This window comes from Butyrivibrio sp. AE2032 (assembly GCF_000702965.1).
Map to the genome: position 1 here is coordinate 2,143,387 of NZ_JNLF01000005.1, position 15,723 is coordinate 2,159,109.

Annotated in this window: 19 protein-coding genes; 15 read left to right on the plus strand and 4 right to left on the minus strand. The window is 44.9% G+C overall.

Translation table 11 applies throughout. The features are described 5' to 3' along the window. Nucleotides 1-22 precede the first annotated feature (22 nt). The 8 genes from BO18_RS27140 (at nucleotide 23) to BO18_RS27170 (ending at nucleotide 6,734) form a co-directional block, all read left to right on the plus strand. Entirely contained in the window at nucleotides 23-2,455 is a 2,433-nt protein-coding gene (locus BO18_RS27140) for an ABC transporter substrate-binding protein (RefSeq protein ID WP_034450995.1), read from the plus strand. 101 nt (nucleotides 2,456-2,556) lie between these two features. Beyond that, a complete protein-coding gene (locus tag BO18_RS27145; protein WP_034450997.1) occupies nucleotides 2,557-2,736 on the plus strand; it encodes a hypothetical protein in 180 nt (59 codons plus the stop codon). 100 nt (nucleotides 2,737-2,836) lie between these two features. Then, a complete protein-coding gene (locus BO18_RS33710; RefSeq protein ID WP_051689219.1) occupies nucleotides 2,837-3,844 on the plus strand; it encodes a YdcF family protein in 1,008 nt (335 codons plus the stop codon). Between the two features lie 48 nt (nucleotides 3,845-3,892). Continuing rightward, nucleotides 3,893-4,687, plus strand: coding sequence for a hypothetical protein (locus BO18_RS27155; RefSeq protein ID WP_185752585.1), 795 nt, complete (start codon nucleotides 3,893-3,895; stop codon nucleotides 4,685-4,687). Between the two features lie 148 nt (nucleotides 4,688-4,835). Then, nucleotides 4,836-5,024: a hypothetical protein gene (locus BO18_RS27160; RefSeq protein WP_034451000.1), complete on the plus strand. Its 189-nt coding sequence runs from the start codon at nucleotides 4,836-4,838 to the stop codon at nucleotides 5,022-5,024. Beyond that, nucleotides 5,003-5,125, plus strand: coding sequence for a hypothetical protein (locus BO18_RS36080; protein ID WP_255350993.1), 123 nt, complete (start codon nucleotides 5,003-5,005; stop codon nucleotides 5,123-5,125). Before BO18_RS27160 ends, BO18_RS36080 begins: the two co-directional genes overlap by 22 nt. 132 nt (nucleotides 5,126-5,257) lie before the next feature. After that, nucleotides 5,258-6,031, plus strand: coding sequence for a hypothetical protein (locus BO18_RS27165; protein ID WP_034451001.1), 774 nt, complete (start codon nucleotides 5,258-5,260; stop codon nucleotides 6,029-6,031). A 163-nt stretch (nucleotides 6,032-6,194) separates the two neighbouring features. After that, entirely contained in the window at nucleotides 6,195-6,734 is a 540-nt protein-coding gene (locus BO18_RS27170; RefSeq protein WP_185752586.1) for a hypothetical protein, read from the plus strand. A gap of 139 nt (nucleotides 6,735-6,873) precedes the next feature. On the opposite strand, the gene BO18_RS27175 is transcribed toward BO18_RS27170, so the two are convergent. From BO18_RS27175 to BO18_RS27185, 3 genes are read right to left on the minus strand one after another with little or no spacing between them, the layout of a single operon-like run. Further along, the gene (locus tag BO18_RS27175) at nucleotides 6,874-7,326 is read right to left on the minus strand and encodes a hypothetical protein (protein ID WP_034451003.1); all 453 of its coding nucleotides are present in this window, start codon (nucleotides 7,324-7,326) and stop codon (nucleotides 6,874-6,876) included. Between the two features lie 2 nt (nucleotides 7,327-7,328). Next, nucleotides 7,329-7,859, minus strand: a complete 531-nt coding sequence (locus tag BO18_RS27180) for a hypothetical protein (protein ID WP_034451004.1) — start codon at nucleotides 7,857-7,859, stop codon at nucleotides 7,329-7,331. A 13-nt stretch (nucleotides 7,860-7,872) separates the two neighbouring features. Next, the gene (locus tag BO18_RS27185; protein WP_034451005.1) at nucleotides 7,873-8,526 is read right to left on the minus strand and encodes a hypothetical protein; all 654 of its coding nucleotides are present in this window, start codon (nucleotides 8,524-8,526) and stop codon (nucleotides 7,873-7,875) included. Nucleotides 8,527-8,674: 148 nt separating this feature from the next. On the opposite strand from BO18_RS27185, the gene BO18_RS27190 reads away from it, so the two are divergent. The 6 genes from BO18_RS27190 (at nucleotide 8,675) to BO18_RS27215 (ending at nucleotide 13,901) form a co-directional block, all read left to right on the plus strand. Then, on the plus strand, nucleotides 8,675-9,850 hold the full coding sequence (locus tag BO18_RS27190; protein WP_034451006.1) for an FkbM family methyltransferase: 1,176 nt from the start codon (nucleotides 8,675-8,677) through the stop codon (nucleotides 9,848-9,850). Between the two features lie 21 nt (nucleotides 9,851-9,871). Beyond that, nucleotides 9,872-10,105 carry a hypothetical protein gene (locus BO18_RS35150; RefSeq protein ID WP_185752587.1) on the plus strand — a complete coding sequence of 78 codons (234 nt, stop codon included), beginning with the start codon at nucleotides 9,872-9,874 and terminating at the stop codon, nucleotides 10,103-10,105. Between the two features lie 19 nt (nucleotides 10,106-10,124). Then, entirely contained in the window at nucleotides 10,125-11,693 is a 1,569-nt protein-coding gene (locus BO18_RS27200) for a S28 family serine protease (RefSeq protein ID WP_034451010.1), read from the plus strand. A gap of 317 nt (nucleotides 11,694-12,010) precedes the next feature. Further along, nucleotides 12,011-12,607, plus strand: coding sequence for a TetR/AcrR family transcriptional regulator (locus tag BO18_RS27205; protein ID WP_034451012.1), 597 nt, complete (start codon nucleotides 12,011-12,013; stop codon nucleotides 12,605-12,607). 1 nt (nucleotide 12,608) lies between these two features. Next, nucleotides 12,609-12,995 (plus strand): hypothetical protein, encoded by a 387-nt coding sequence (locus BO18_RS27210; RefSeq protein WP_034451014.1) that lies wholly within the window; start codon nucleotides 12,609-12,611, stop codon nucleotides 12,993-12,995. 144 nt (nucleotides 12,996-13,139) lie between these two features. Further along, entirely contained in the window at nucleotides 13,140-13,901 is a 762-nt protein-coding gene (locus tag BO18_RS27215) for a GNAT family N-acetyltransferase (RefSeq protein ID WP_034451016.1), read from the plus strand. Nucleotides 13,902-13,959: 58 nt separating this feature from the next. Here BO18_RS27215 and BO18_RS27220 read toward each other — a convergent pair whose 3' ends face one another. Next, nucleotides 13,960-14,466, minus strand: coding sequence for a hypothetical protein (locus tag BO18_RS27220; protein WP_034451018.1), 507 nt, complete (start codon nucleotides 14,464-14,466; stop codon nucleotides 13,960-13,962). Between the two features lie 206 nt (nucleotides 14,467-14,672). Between BO18_RS27220 and BO18_RS27225 the strand changes: the two genes are divergently transcribed. Next, nucleotides 14,673-15,686, plus strand: a complete 1,014-nt coding sequence (locus tag BO18_RS27225; protein WP_034451020.1) for a hypothetical protein — start codon at nucleotides 14,673-14,675, stop codon at nucleotides 15,684-15,686. Nucleotides 15,687-15,723 lie beyond the last annotated feature (37 nt).

Genomic DNA, 15,723 nt, shown 5'->3' on the forward strand with positions numbered 1-15,723 from the left:
GTGAATAGAAGGAGACAGACAATTGAAAAGGTTATCAGTAAAAGTGATTTCTTTATTGCTTGCTGCTTCGGTGACGGCATCTTTGGCTGCATGTAAGAAAGATAATAAAAATGCCGGGAACGGCGAGGGTCAGAGCGACAGGAAGATCACTGCGGATACACCGTGGTACAACAGCAACATATTTGAAGTAAAGGCCGGCGTCGATCAGGGCAGAAAGACCGATTACACAAACAGCAGAGCAGTGGGAGCTGATGAGAATAACATCTTCATCTACACGAGCGGTTTTTATAAGATGCCTGATGACGGTGTGACCGACTGGGAGACTTTTGATTACTCCAAGTATATAGTGTCGGTTATTTCCGTAATCGACAGAAAGACAGGCGAAACGGTCAGAAATATTGATCTTGCACCTGAAATGGGTGATGAAGGCCATGTCGACAACACGAGATATGAAAACGGTAAGCTCATTGCAGCTGTCCGTTCATACAGCTCGAAATCACTTGAAGTGCAATACAAGGAATTAACCATCGATCCTTTTTCCGGGGAGATCACTGATGTGAAAGACCGGAACGGTGAAGTGGCAGGGGATATTGAGCATTCCTTTAATCTCGGAAAATACAGAGTCGAAACAGAATTGAACTGGAGCGGGAGAAGATCGGCTTACTACCTTCACATAAACAGCCCTGACGGTGAGACCAGGACGGTTGAACTTAAGGACGACAACTATGAGTTTTATGATATCCCCGTGATCATTGCTAAAAACGGGACTACGGCTTTAGTGCCGGTAAGCGCGGATGCCGGGTCTGTTTATTTCGGGTTGGATCTGGAAACAGGAAAAATAACGCAAGAGGATGCAAAGGATTACGAATGGCTGGATATCGGTAATTGCTATTCTCCGTTCACGGGAAAAGACGGCACCGTATTCTATAGAGAACCGACCGGTATCTCAAAGATAGATTTCGAAAACAAAACATGCGAAACCGTATTTAATTTCAGCTGGAGCAACGTAAACAGAAGCCTTCTGGAAGATGTGGATATCGTTGATGTCTCGGAAGATTCGATTCTTGTCTGTGGTGATATCTACGGCAGAAATCCTTATTCTCTTAATACTGAATCAACTTTTACGGTAATCGACTTTTCAAAGGCGGACAAGAACCCTAACGCAGGCAAGCAGGTGCTTGAACTTTATTCGCTTTACGGATATACGGATGAAAAGATCTCCGATGCGATCCTCAAGTTCAACGAGACCAACAGTGATTACTTCATAGAAGTCACTGACCGCTATTCGAAGTTTGATAATGCCGATTATTCCGATCTCAGCAACGATGACGATTTCCAGAAAGTGGAACTGGATGCTGATGCTGCGGCGAGTACCAAGCTTGCCATGGATATCCTTAACGGCGATGGGCCTGACATCCTTATGAACTGCTTTTCATATGGCGAGCTTAACAACGGTAACTATCTAGTTGATCTTACATCTTATATAGGGGATCTTGATCCTGATAAGTACTTTACAAATGTCGTTGATTCAGCAAAGAAAGACGGAAAGCTTTATAACTTGCCGATCTGTTTCGAGGTGGATGGTATTCAGACAGATGCCGCTAATGCGGGAAAATCAGGAGTCGGATTTACTACAGAAGAATATGAGAAATTCATTAAAGACACGATGAACGGCAAGGATGTTATTACTCTGGGTCAGGCATACTATTTCGCGAAGCTTTATAACGCGATGAGTGATGATTTTATCGCTAACGGCAAGATCGATCTCTCGGGTCCTGAATTTGAGAAGCTTGCAAAGTTCGTTAAGGACAACGTCCCGGAGAGTGCAAGAAACTGGGATGATTATTCTGATGATTCTCCTATGGCAGGCGCGGTCATCATGAAGGGAGACATGCCCCTGAACGATACTCTGGTTGCAGGTTACATATCTTGCTACGGTTTCTTAAATTATCTTCAGAACATCTACATCTACAGCGGAGGCACAGCGATCCTGGGTCTTCCTTCTTCTGACGGCCGCGGCCCGCTGGCGACGCCTTATCTTTCCGTGGCAGTCTCAGCACAGGCATATAACGTGGATGCATGCTGCGAGTTCGTAAAGATGCTCCTGTCCGACGAAGTCCAGCTCGACCTTGCCATGAAGGATAACCTTGTAATAAGCCGTGAAGCTTTCAGGGAAGGCGCAAAAGCAGCTGTCGAATTCTACAACGGCGAAGGTTACGATTACTATATCGGCTATGACTTCGGACCTGACAGAAAGATCACGTTCTCGGATAAGACCATTGATGATATGGAGAATATCATCGCGAGCTGCTCCAACTGTTATTCGGCAGATGCTCCGATCAATATCATCCTGATTGAAGAGATGCCGGCGTATTTCTCCGGCCAGAAGGAACTGTCTGAAGTGGTATCTATCGCTCAGGACAGGGCACAGAAAGTATTGGACGAGCGCGGATAACCGGTATTCATATATCATTCTTTCACCGGATTGTTGTAAAAAGATTGCCGGGAGGTGTTATAATACCCTCCCGGTAATTGCTTTTTTAGGGAAGTGTTTATATGGAACAGGCGGAATGGGAGCATCTTTCTCCCGAACAAAAGAAGATTCAACTGTATTTGGAACAGAAGGAGACTCTGGAAGCTTTTCTGGAGCGCGGAGCCATCTCAAAAGCTCAATATGATAAGAGTCTGGGTGATCTTACCCTTAAGATGGGTATGACGGGCTTGGCTGAGCAGTAATGATATAATGACCTTATTCAGGGTGCATCCTTGAATAAGACGATCAGCGTTTTACGTGAACCGGCACTATAAAATATAAGCAGATTTTGGAAGAAGATTTATGATCAATAAAAGAACCGGCAGATCTGCTCTGCGTAAAATATCATCTGCCGTTGCCGCTTGCATGATGGTTACATTTTGCGGCTGTAATGCAGAACCCGGGACTGCGGTAACGTCTGAAAGCAGTAAACCCGCACCGGCAACTGAAGCTACAACAACAACTGTAGAAACGACCGCTGCGGAGATTACAGAGACTTCTGAGATACCGGAAACCGTTACCGGTGATCCTGAGACCATTAGAAAATATGTTGAGGAGATGGTTGTTGATTACGGTTCATACGGAGAAGATGCTGACGGTAAAATTGATGAACTCTTAAGCAAGCTTTCTTCGGAAGATACGGATGCAGGGATCCGCTGGACAACGATAATGGATCTGTGGCGTTCGGAGGACCTTGGCCAGCCACTTAATTATGATGTTCTTCCGGACGGATTACCAGACACTGACGAGCTCTGCATAGTTGTTCTTGGCTTTCAGCTTAATCCCGACGGATCGATGAAAGATGAGCTGATCAACCGTCTGAATGTTGCTTATAACAGCGCTGTCAAATATCCGGATTCGTATATTGTCTGCACGGGCGGCGGGACTGCGTCCGGAAACGCGTCTGCAACTGAAGCCGGGATGATGGCCTCGTGGCTTATCGATCAGGGAATTGATGCGAAAAGGGTGATCGTGGAGGATGATTCGCTTACCACGGCTCAGAATGCGATCTATACATATGACATTCTGACGTCTGATTATCCTTCGGTTAAGTATATAGCGATAGTGTCCAGTGATTATCACATTGCGACAGGTGAGCTTTTATTCAGCGCGGAAGCTGTATTGCGTTCCGGCGTTCCGGGAGAAGAAAAACTTAAGGTCATATCAAATGCTTCGTGGGATGCCCCGTCAGGGTATCTTTCGCCCATGTTCCAGGCGGGAGCCTTGATCGAGCTTTCCGGCGATATGACGACAGCCTTTGATATTTATTATGACAACTACGATATCCATGAACTGCCGCCGATAAATTGAAACAGGGTGTGGGATTGAGGTTGTCCGTTCTGCTCAAGGTATCAAAACATGGAAAAGAAAAAATCCAAAAACATTAGAAAAATCGTAATAATATTAGCAGCTGCTGTACTCATAATCGTATTATTGCCGTCACCCTATTCCATGACTGACGGCGGTTCAATGGGATTAGTATCTTTCTGGAACTATAACTATTACGATATCAGGTTTTGCCATGAGATACACGGAGGGCAAACTTTCATTGATGGTGTTAAATACCTTTATTGGCCTTCGCCGATAATATACAGGGTCGGTTTGGAAGTGCACATTATGGGGAAAAAGGTGATCGATGCAACCCATTATAAACCGGAGGTCCAGGAGCCGTTAGAGCATGAAGACGAGATCCATGAGCTTGTCTCTTACTACAGATCACATCAGGTTGATGATTCTGAATTGATTACCGTCAATGTAACCAAGGGACATACGGATAACTATGCCACGTTTGTTTTTTCGGAAGTACCGAAGATCGAAACAAGTGATGAGATAGTAAAGGTGATCAAGGGGTATCTCAGCGAGCACCCTGAGAGCTTTTTTTACGATGATTACAAGCTGAATATATATATCGGCTATAACGGAGACGATTCCGTCGGTTCAGTAAGAAATTATGAGGCCTCATATACTATCCTCCTGCCTGATACATCTGTTACAGAACTCGAAATAACTGCGTCTATGGTTCCGGAGGATGTTCCGTCTTACCGGTCATTTGAAGATGTCGGAAAAATAACTCTCAAGAACGGCGGCACTTTGACGAAAAAACAACTTGAAGTATTGCACAGCATTTATCCCAATGCTGAAGTGGAGAGTTGATACCAACCCTTGAAGATATTGTAACTGCAACACCGCCCCCGAATTCTGTTGCCTAATCAACGAAGCGGCCAAACATTACTGATTGTTTGGCTTTAAGCCTCCTGTGAAAATAATGACATCAAAAGTAAGAATCACGGAGGATATATAAATGAAAAATGCAAATATGAAACTGGATCTTAATGAGCTTGAGATGATCTCCGGAGGCGGATTATTCTCAGCTTATACTGATGAGAAGTATGCTGAAGCAGGCATTACTGTGGTAGGTCCCGGCTGGTTCTACAATGACGGTTACAGGTATACGGAAAAGATATATCCATGGACGAAGCGAATTGGCTGACTTACTACTATGACAACAAGCATAAGCGTGCTCCGAGCATCGATGCGGCCAGACGTTACTACGAGGATACCAGCTCTGAAGAAAATTACCGTTGGCATTGATTAAGCGGTTTCTCCGCATGCATTTCCATATATCTATACAAGCAACGTCATCTTTGCAACAATAATGGCAGACCAACTGTATAAATGGTATATGGCTAAGAAATACGATGCATAATGCGGAGGAATATACATATGAAGATGAACCGTTCATCACGTGCTGCAAAGGCAGCTGCGGTAATAATGTCGTTGATACTGGCTGCAGGATCGGTCACAGCCTGCTCCGGAAGAACAAGCGGAAACAGAACCCGCAAAACTGACAGCACCAGGCAGACCACAGATGATACGGCCGATGTTTCCGATCCGGAAACCGTAGACACAACAGGCAGTGAAACAGATGATACGACCGTTGTTTCCAATCCGGAAACCGAAAATACAACGGTCGTGGAAACGGTTAACACGTACGACGGCAGCAGAAGATATGCCACGGATTATCCCATTGATGTTAAGGATCAGAAGAGTGACTTTTTCGATGACTGGAGCATCTGGAAAAGACAGGAAAACGGCATGATCTTTCTTCAGATCTCCAACTCGGGGTTCCACGAGAGGGAAACTGATATAGAATATCTTCTCTTCTGGGTATACGATTCCGAAGAAGATGCGGAAAAAGCATATGAGGGTTATTACGACAAATCCAAAGCATTCGATAAAGGCAGGTTTTGGGAAGAAGGAACAGACTGGTTCCTCTCGAAAGAACCCGGTGTAATGGATGCATCTATTGTCTGGATGAACTACAGGGAAGGCAATGTTATCATCTCCGCACATCTCGGCTCGACCTCCAAGTGGGCAGAGATTAAAGAAACGGGCACCGGCTCTGAAGACTATCATCCGCTGATCCTTAAGAACTACGTTCTCGAAAACTCAGCAGATATCAGAGCTTATGTGATCGATGTGATCATGGAAGCTTAGTTCATGTATATCCTTAATAAACCGATGATTCCTTGCATGTCTCGGGCGGATATGCCGCTGGTTATGACGGCAATGCCGAAAGCAGAAGATTTGCACGATCCGGGGAAATGATAGAAAATGCTATAAGGAACCGGTGATGTCTTATCAAGTCGAAACGGGATGTATGAGCACTAAACAGATCAACATAAAAACAGTGATAGCTGTCTTATTACTGATAGTTGATGTTCTCGCTATATGCGGGTCTGTATATACCCGCATAGAAAATGAGCTGCATCATTACGGGTTATTTATTGAGAGACCCGATAAGCTTACCTTGAATAAAGACATAACCGAGACGTTCCGCGATGAGACGGTCACGGTGCCGGCGGGGACGGTTGTTAAGGTTGAACACGTTTCGTCAGATACAGTTCATTTCCGGTATTTGGATGAATGGTCATTCAGCACTTCATACGAGGAGTTCGAAGAACAGGATCAGCTCGAGAAGCTGCGGCAAGAGGCTGAGCAGCGATATAACGCTGACCGTGAAAAGGTCATTAAAAAGAATATAGGTCCCGGAATAGCCGCGATACTGTGCGGCCTGTTAATATGCTCGATTATTACGTTTTTTCTGGTAAAGATAGAATGGTATGCTTTGCTGTATGTTATAGATATAGTGTTTGTTTTCGTGTTATATTTTGCGTTGAGTCTCGTGTTGTGTCACTGAACACAGAGGAGGGGCTGTCAAGGCTTCGGCATGATGCTCAATCACTACTATCCGATGGCAACTCCCGAAAAGAAGGCAAATAAAAACGCCCTGTGAAATACTCGCAAGGCGCAGTTTTATTGCGTACTAAGTCTGCATTTTATTCCTTGTAATAACCTAATCCTGTAACAAATTTCTTAATATCTTCTTTATCCCCCTTGGGTCCGAAGATCTCAAGCCAAGTGTTATCAACCCTCGCATATATCCAATAATTGATATTGTTTGAACCTTCGTAGATTACATAATTGGAACCTTTATCTTTAACAGCGGTATCGCCGCCAAGATCCATCAGTGCCAGGTAATTATCGAGGCCGGATTTATTTTTCCCGTAATCATAAAAGAAAAAAGTCCATCCGTTATCCAGAAGGCATCCGATTGTGGAAATATCTCCACGACGTTCGGCAAAGGTATCCTGCCTATAACCGACTTTTGTAATTTCTGTCTTTATATTGTCCATTTTTTGAGCCTTGAGCGTTCCTGAACAACTGCAAAGCAAAGTTAAAACCAAAACAAAAAAAACAACAGCTATTTTCTTACTTCCCGTGCATTCCATATCTAATTCTCTCTTTCTCCAAATTCTTCTACGGTCTTATACTTGCCGGTGTCAGGATCTTTTTCCAGGTATTCTATGTAATAGATCCCGACTTTATCTTTGTCTTTTGAATCGGCGAGAATGCCGCTGACAAAAATACGGGCACCGTCATCGTTAACGTAGTACATAGTGTAAGTAAATTTATTCCCGTCCGGCCTGTAATGGTTTCCCTCAGGATCGAACGGCTCGCCCAGGAATTCATATGCAGTATATCTTTCCATGTCTTTGGACGAAGAATTCTCTATGTCACATCTGTCGAGAAAGTCCTGAAGGTCATCTTCGGTCAGATCGTTTTCATCCAGCATATAAGGAGACATGAGTTCATAAAGATCTCCTGCATTCTTATCCGCTATTGCCTCAGCCACTTCTTTGCGGTCAAAATTCCATCTGTTGGTGATCTTGTCATAAATCGAACAGCCGCTTGTCATGACGATACATGAAACCATAAGTGCGGCGGTGATGGTCAGGAGTCCGGCTCTTTTTTTTAACATCATTCTTGTTTTACCCTTATTTCAATTTATTCTTTATTCTGAGACATGCTTCTATGTGCATGATCCAGTGTCTGGAAAACGGCATCTGTATGAGTCCGCGAACATCCTTTTTGCACCAGTAATCGATCAGCCAGACGGCATTTTCGTCATCGCTTACGACACCTGATGATTGCAGGATTTCTTTCCGCTCAGCCGGAACTTTGGTCTTAAGATCGCCGTATTTCAGATCGCGTATGATCTCTTCCGTGCTTTTCTTTACATCAGCAACATACGAATACAGTTCATCAATGTCCAGATGTTTTGTAAAATCAGATATCTGTTCATTAACGAGTTCATTACCTGTCGTGATTATCGGTGAGCCAGTGCGGCTTTGGTAATTCCCGGAAAACAATACCTCTTCATCACCTTTAACAAGAGTGTGCGCAACGATATCTTCTATCCTGAAAACATGCCATATGGAGTAAGTGATATTCTTGCTGTGATATCCGTCTGCATTCATAAAAGGCATGGCATCAAATGCTTCTCTGTTAAGATCTTTCTTAAACGAGAGAAGTGTATCCATAAGATCATTCCGAAGCCCGAAAAGAACCACCTTGCCGTCTTCGAATGTGTCAGCCTTACCGATCAGTGACTGCATTCGTTTATTCTGTTCAGACCATTCCTTATTCATGCTTATTTTCTGCCTGTTTCCAATGCTGAGCGTTTTCTTTCAGATGAACTCTATCATAAACCTGATTTTCTGTTTGTGAAAGCAGTAATGTAAGTGATAGTATGTTATGGAATTATACAAACGTAATGTGTACAGAGAGGATAAAGGAATGAGTACATCTGATAAGGAAAAGCGCGTCGGATACGGTTCTGACGAGACTGCTGACAAGCAAAAGGCACTCAGAGAATCCGGCAATGCGGATACCCGTTTTTTGGAGATGGCAAGAAACGTATATGCACATCTTAACGATGAGATATCAAAGAAGATCTTCGATGCCAGGATGTTATATGCTTCGACGGGCGATGTGGGTTATATAACGGGTCTTGAGCCAAAGTACAGAAATCTGAACAGTGACATGCAGGTGTATGTTGAGAAGCTCCAAAAAGGTTCGCACTGCCTGATCTATGGCACAGGCGTTGCGGGACATTATCTTGCCGGAAGATTTAAGCGTTTCGGCGTGAAGGTCGATGCGTTCATTGACCAGGATGAGAGCAAAGGCCCTGTTGATGAAAAGACCGGGATCAAGGTAATTACCGAGAAGGAGCTTAATGAGAACAAGACTCTTTATGGCGATAAGACATTCATCATTTCTTATTCCGTAAAGACTGTCGCTGATGAGGTAAAGAAGCGTCTTGTCGAAGATGTCGGAATAGACGAAAAGAATATCCGCAGCGGAATCTTTGACTGGCGCAATAACCAGGGACAGTATTTCGATTATTTCGAAGCAAAAGAAAATGAAGTCTTTGTTGACTGCGGCTGTTATGACGGCGCCACCTGTTACAACTTTGCGGGATGGTGCGGCCGTAAGGGTTTTGACCACATATATTCTTTCGAAGCTGATCCGAAGAATTATGAGACGAGCAGGGAAGTCCTGGCGCCGCTCGGAAAATGCGAGCTCTATCCCTATGGTACTTCTGATGTAAATAAGAAGGTTTATTTTGCTGCCGATGCTTTTGAGACCTCATGCATCATCAGCAGGGAAGAGGCTGAAAAAAGAAACTTTGAAGGTGTTGAGGAGATCGAGACGGTAGCCCTTGATGATGTGCTTGAGGGCAAGAGGATCACTTTCATCAAGATGGATATCGAAGGCGCGGAGTATGAAGCTCTTCTCGGCGCCCGTAAACTTATCATGGAAAACCGTCCGAGAATGGCTATATCCGTCTACCATAAGTTCGAAGACTTTGTCACATTGGCTGACCTCGTTCTCGAAATGCATCCTGATTACAGAATAGCATTCAGGCACTACGGATTTGATGAATTAGAGACTGTCATGTATGTGGAATAAATGATAACAAGCGGTGGGAATATGGAAACGGACGCGGCAGTTATATCGGCTTTTGATGAGATCTTCGGACAGGCTTTAATGCCGCTGGGTTTTGTAAGAGCTAAACTGAAACAGCCTTATTATATCCGTCTGGTCAACAATGAGATAATCCACATTATGGAGGATGAAGGAATACGCCGTCAGACAACGGAGGAACTTGCAAGGCGCAGGGAACATAACCTCAAGCTGCTCCGGAGATACGGCGCGGATTGTTAGTGCAAAAGGAAATAAGTCCATGAAAAAAATATATGATCTTAAAAAGATAATCACTATAGGCGCAGTGGCTGTTATTGCGGTAAACAACCTGACGGGCTGCGCTTCCCGGCCGCAGCCGGAACAGGAGACTGAAACATCTGAAACAGAAACTGAAACCGTAACTGAGACAACAGCTGAAACAGAAGAGCAGATCCCGGAACTGACCGTCGAAGCTCTTGAATCACTTGACGGGGTCGCCCGCGTCGAAGATATTTCCATCTCGCCGGATGTTAATACGGGTTCTCAAAACATTACCTTTAGTGACCAGAAGAATTATGTCATATATTTCGAGCAGCCTCTCGACTGGAACGATCCGTCCAAAGGCGCTTTTGAGCAGAGAGTCTCGCTTACTTACACCAAAGCCGGCGTTAACGAGTTCTATGTCGGAGGGTATTTCCTGAACGACAACACGCTGGTCTACGCCAGTTTAATGGACGCTTATGCTGCAAGTCACGTCGTGAATTTCATCAGTGCCGAATATAGGTTTTTCGGAAAGTCAAAGCCTGAGGATCTGGACGATCACGATCCCAAATACTGGGAATACCTGACGAGTTATAATGCGGCATGTGATTTCCACCACATCATAACCGAACTTAAAAAGGTAATGCCCGCCAAATGGATGATGACGGGCGCGAGCAAAGGCGGCATCGCCACGATGGTCCAGTCAATGTATTTCCCTGAAGACGCGAACGTTTTTGTTCCTCAGATAGCACCGGTCATGTCGAGTCCGCAGGAAGACTGCTTTATGAAAAACATCTACGAGACGATCGGTGACGACAGATACGGTCCCGAGCTGGCCGCGGAATACCGTCAGATGGTCCTGGAACTGCAGGTTGAAGCCATAAAGAACCGCGGTGAACTCCAGGACAGATGTTGTGAATACCTCGCGAAGAACGGTGAGACCTACACCGAAGTTGCAACCCCTGAGGTCATATATGATTTCCTTGTCCACGGATTTGCGATCCGCACCTGGCAGTATGCCCAGGATTTTGATTCGATCCGTGCTGCGCTCGATATGAAAGGGGAAGAAGGTTACATTGATGAGATCTACTATCTCCTGACCGGAGACAGGCCGGCAGGTGACAATCCTTACGTTGTTAACGAGGGAACAGAGCCGCTTTCTTATGATTACTATCCGTATTATGTTCAGTGCATGAAAGAACTCGGTTACTTCCGCGTCGACTTTTCATACCTGCGAAATGCGCTTGAGGCTGAAGGCAGCGGGGCAGAACTTGCCGTTACCGAAGATATGGAAGACATGCTGAGCCTTAAGTTGTTCATCTATCCTGAAGTCCTGGAGACGCTGTCTTTTGACCGCTCGCTGCATGATGACCTTGTCACCTGGTCTAAGACGACGGAGTCATATGTGATCGTGCTGTTTGGCGGTTCTGATGTCTGGTATCCTTTGCGGCTGCCGGATGTTCCTGACCGCGATAATTACCACACGTTTGTTGACGATCTCAGCGCGCACGGTCACATCTACGCCCGCATAGATCTATACAGCAGGTACGATATCCAGGAACTTATCGATGAAGGGTTGAAAGGCTGACCCGCATTACATCATCCGTGAAATGCTTAGACATTATCAAAAAGTCCGGCTAAAAAACCGGCAGTAACCGAGGTTTTAACCGGGGTTTAGAGAGCAATACGGTCACTAAAAATCGGCAGAGATTCGGCTATGCCATATTTTTGCAAGATTTTTCCAGGTTAATTGAAGAAAAATACGGCAAATGATTCGGCACTGCCGCATAGTTGCCGAATCATTTGAGACGTTGATCTGCTTCTGTGCAAGTGATATTGACAACTCATTGCTTGGAGTATAATATAAACGTAATTATATAAACATGTTTATACAAAGGAAAACTTATGGCACGAAAAACCACGATATCAAAGGAAGTCATTCTTGAAGCAGCATTAAAGATGCTCATCAGGGACGGATATGCATCGGTTAATGTCAAAACTCTGGCATCGGAGATCGGATGTTCGACTCAGCCTATCGTCTGGCATTTCGAGAACATGGGCGGATTAAGGCAGGCTCTTTCAGAATATGCAATGGCTTATGCGGCAAAAAAGGCTGCTTCAAGCTATGAGAATAAACTGGAGAGCTTCGAGTTCCTGGGAAGAGCCTATGTGAAGATGGCATTAAAGGAACCGAATCTGTTCAAGTTCCTTTATCTGGGTGAGAATCCGGTTGGCAAGCCCTATAACCTTAAGGACATCGGCGCTGCAAAGAATAAAGAGATGATCGCCAGGATCGCAGAACAGACCGGACTTAATGAAGATCAGGTGATCCGTTTTGTGAGGAATACGATCATCTATTCCCACGGAATTGCGACGATGCTTGCGACAGGAGTCCTAAAGGGAACCGAAAAAGAGATGATGGAAATGATCAACAATGCTGCCGATGCTTTCATTCTTAATGAAGGCGCCGATCCGGAGAAGATAGCAAAGAAGGGGAACTGATATGATCTCAACTGTATGTTCGGTAGCCGGAGCAATACTGCTTCTGGCAGTTGCGGTAATGGAAATCCTTCTGATAGCAGGTCTTCCGTTGGGAGAGTTTACCATGGGAGGAAGATATAAAGTCCTGCCTCCGGTGTACAGGATATTAGCCGCATCATCTGTAATACTCCAGCTCTTCGGAGCCGCAATGATCATTCAGGGCGGAGGGCTGATGAACATGTGGTTTGCCGTCAAAGTGACAAAGATCATCTGTTTTGTTTTTGCGGGATTCTTTGCAGTAAACACAGTCATGAATATCATTTCTCCAAGTAAAAAAGAGAAATACGTGATGACACCGCTTGCGGCAATAGAAGCCTGCTGTTTTGCGATAACGGCGTTTTTTATGTAATGCCGAACAGCTCTTTGGAAAACTAAGGACAAAAATGAAAAACACAATGAAGAAAAGCATAGTAATAATCAGAAGGATCATTTTGTCGGTTGCGGTGATTATTGCTGTCTGCGGTTTGGCATATTATTAAGGGGGTTACGTGCAATGGTATTCGAATTGGAAGACACGTCAAAGGTTGAATCACTGTTTGCCGGATGGGAAATAACACTGATATATTCCTGCATTCAGAAAGTAATGGGTAAGGTATATGTTACTGATACCGGAAACCCAAAATCGGCAATGGCATTCGTAGGATGCTTTGCTTTTCCGGCAGGTGAGCCGGACAGGGAACTGCTGCTCGGGAAGCCAGACGGTTTTGTGATCATGGTTCCTCAGAATGACAGGTGGTCTGAGCTTATCGAAGAATGTTTCCCTGACGCGCGAAAAATTACACGTTATGCCATCAGGAAAGATACAGTTTTCGACAGGGATAAGCTCGAAAAAACGGTTGCCCTGTTACCCGAAGGTTATGAACTCAAAAAGATAGATTCAGATATCTACGATCTGTGTGTGAAAGATCCGGTAACGGCTGATTTTGTGTCTGCTTTCGGGAGCAAAGAAAAGTATCTGGAACTGGGACGCGGGCTGGTGATCCTCAAGGACGGCAAATTTGTGTCCGGAGCATCTTCTTATACCAGATATAAAGAAGGCATCGAGATCGAAGTGGATACCGTTCCTGCTGAGCGCCGCAAGGGTCTGGCAAGCATCGTATGTTCGGCATTGATACTTGCCTGTCTTGATGAAGGACTATACCCGAGCTGGGATGCACACGATATGTATTCGGTTCGATTGTCTGGAAAATTCGGTTATGAATTCGATCATGAGTATACGGCTTATGAGTTAGCTTCGGACAAGAGAACGCATTAATGCTTTCATATCAGCAGTATTAAGAACAGGCATGAAACCGAAGGTGAACATTACTGTATCAGAGTGAGATCTCGTTGAACTGTTCACCTGTTGTGCTGACGATAAGAAGATCCGCGGGCATATGGTCCAATTCCAATACGGCGCAGGGACACTCAAGACCTGTGTACTCGATTCCGGAATCCTTATATTCTTCGACCACTATAACGAGCGTTGAATCCTGCATTCCGAAATCGTAGAACCTGATATCCGCACCGGAGGCTGTCTTTGTTCCTGCACTGATAACTATGAAGTAAGGTGAGTTTGGCTGATCGAGCATATCAACATAATAACCTCTGTCCTTGTTGTAGCAGCCGAACTGATCCTTCCCGAGTATCCGGTATTCCATGTCTCCGACAGTTCCTTTTTCGGGAAGGCTGCCGGACGGGTCTTTTACTGAAGTGTACTCCGGCAGATCTGCTGTTAAAGCACCTGAAAAAGAAACACTTGATTTGCAGCCTGTAAAAACACCTGCAATAAGTGTAAATGCCATTACGGCGCATGCTATCTTTCTGATCAATCTGTTCATATTCATTTCTCCTTTTTGAACGTTTCTGCCATAAATACAGTCCGGTTTCAGAAAAAGTTGCAAGAGAAAAACGATTTGTCAGTATCTGACGGGGAAGGATCAGGGTCAGTTGCCCGAAACCGATTATCCGCCACATTCCAATAATATTTGATATAATCCATTTATACGGAAATGTCCGTTCGAGTTGGGATAAGGGACGGTTTAGTATGAAGATTGAGATATGTAGAAATGAAAGACGGGACAAAGATACCGTAAAAACAAAACTCAACAAGAAAAAGGTAATTATAGCAGCCGCGATCCTGGCATTGATCACGGTCGGGGTTGTCTTTCATATAGTAACCAGCAAAGACAGCTGGCTGACCAAATCGACGATCCAGAGAAGAGCACTGCCTGCCGATCAGTGCCAGAGGAGCGATATCTGGTACCTGAATGATGCAGGTAATTGCTTTCCAAACGGTGAGGAAGAATATATCATCAGCGGGATGGAATATTTCTATGAGAAGACCGGCGTTCAGCCTTTTCTTTGGGTCACATATTATCCTGTCACCTATATGTCCGCCACACTGGAGGCATCAACCACAAAGAAACCGACAATGCAGCTCATGACTAATAAGTATGAAGAACTCTTCGGGTCTGACGGAGGCCATGTTATAGTTGCAATCAGTAAGAGTACTCAAGTCAACGGAATATATTATTGGCAGTGTCTTCCGGGCGAGAATGCAAAGCAGCAGGTAATGGATGAAGAGGCCCAACAGATTCTTAAGGATTGTTTAAGCTACATGTACGAACCTGCCAGTGCTCATCCCGGCCGTACTGTTGGCGATGCATTTGTTAAGGCTGCCGACACCATGATGATAGACCAGTCATTCCAGAGTTATGCATATGCGATCATTGTCGTCGGAGCATTGGTCATCATCGCGGTAATCTGCATCGCTTCCATCAGAAGGAGCGGCAAGGAAAACGTTGCTTACCACAAGACTCTTAAGGCAAGAGAGGAAGCACGCAAGGAAGAGGCCATCGCCGAACAGAAACAGGCGGATCTCGACCGCAAAAAGTATGAGGATGAACTGGAAACCCAGTACATGGCCATTCCCTGTCCTAACTGCGGCGGCAGCGGCAACAAGATCCGCAAAGGAACCGTGGGTATCTGTAAGTTCTGTGGTACAGCCATTAAAGTCGGCCGTGACGGCAAGATCGAATTTCTGAGCAACGACGAATGACTTAAGTTCCGTTTACCATCAGGATAAGTAATAGGAA

Bases quoted from the DNA above. Each gene is read 5' to 3' on its own strand.
- BO18_RS27145 (WP_034450997.1), top strand. From the start codon at position 2,557: ATGGAACAGGCGGAATGGGAGCATCTTTCTCCCGAACAAAAGAAGATT.
- BO18_RS33710 (WP_051689219.1), top strand. From the start codon at position 2,837: ATGATCAATAAAAGAACCGGCAGATCTGCTCTGCGTAAAATATCATCT.
- BO18_RS27155 (WP_185752585.1), top strand. From the start codon at position 3,893: ATGGAAAAGAAAAAATCCAAAAACATTAGAAAAATCGTAATAATATTA.
- BO18_RS27160 (WP_034451000.1), top strand. From the start codon at position 4,836: ATGAAAAATGCAAATATGAAACTGGATCTTAATGAGCTTGAGATGATC.
- BO18_RS36080 (WP_255350993.1), top strand. From the start codon at position 5,003: ATGGACGAAGCGAATTGGCTGACTTACTACTATGACAACAAGCATAAG.
- BO18_RS27165 (WP_034451001.1), top strand. From the start codon at position 5,258: ATGAAGATGAACCGTTCATCACGTGCTGCAAAGGCAGCTGCGGTAATA.
- BO18_RS27170 (WP_185752586.1), top strand. From the start codon at position 6,195: ATGAGCACTAAACAGATCAACATAAAAACAGTGATAGCTGTCTTATTA.
- BO18_RS27175 (WP_034451003.1), bottom strand. From the start codon at position 7,326: ATGGAATGCACGGGAAGTAAGAAAATAGCTGTTGTTTTTTTTGTTTTG.
- BO18_RS27180 (WP_034451004.1), bottom strand. From the start codon at position 7,859: ATGATGTTAAAAAAAAGAGCCGGACTCCTGACCATCACCGCCGCACTT.
- BO18_RS27185 (WP_034451005.1), bottom strand. From the start codon at position 8,526: ATGAATAAGGAATGGTCTGAACAGAATAAACGAATGCAGTCACTGATC.
- BO18_RS27190 (WP_034451006.1), top strand. From the start codon at position 8,675: ATGAGTACATCTGATAAGGAAAAGCGCGTCGGATACGGTTCTGACGAG.
- BO18_RS35150 (WP_185752587.1), top strand. From the start codon at position 9,872: ATGGAAACGGACGCGGCAGTTATATCGGCTTTTGATGAGATCTTCGGA.
- BO18_RS27200 (WP_034451010.1), top strand. From the start codon at position 10,125: ATGAAAAAAATATATGATCTTAAAAAGATAATCACTATAGGCGCAGTG.
- BO18_RS27205 (WP_034451012.1), top strand. From the start codon at position 12,011: ATGGCACGAAAAACCACGATATCAAAGGAAGTCATTCTTGAAGCAGCA.
- BO18_RS27210 (WP_034451014.1), top strand. From the start codon at position 12,609: ATGATCTCAACTGTATGTTCGGTAGCCGGAGCAATACTGCTTCTGGCA.
- BO18_RS27215 (WP_034451016.1), top strand. From the start codon at position 13,140: ATGGTATTCGAATTGGAAGACACGTCAAAGGTTGAATCACTGTTTGCC.
- BO18_RS27220 (WP_034451018.1), bottom strand. From the start codon at position 14,466: ATGAACAGATTGATCAGAAAGATAGCATGCGCCGTAATGGCATTTACA.
- BO18_RS27225 (WP_034451020.1), top strand. From the start codon at position 14,673: ATGAAGATTGAGATATGTAGAAATGAAAGACGGGACAAAGATACCGTA.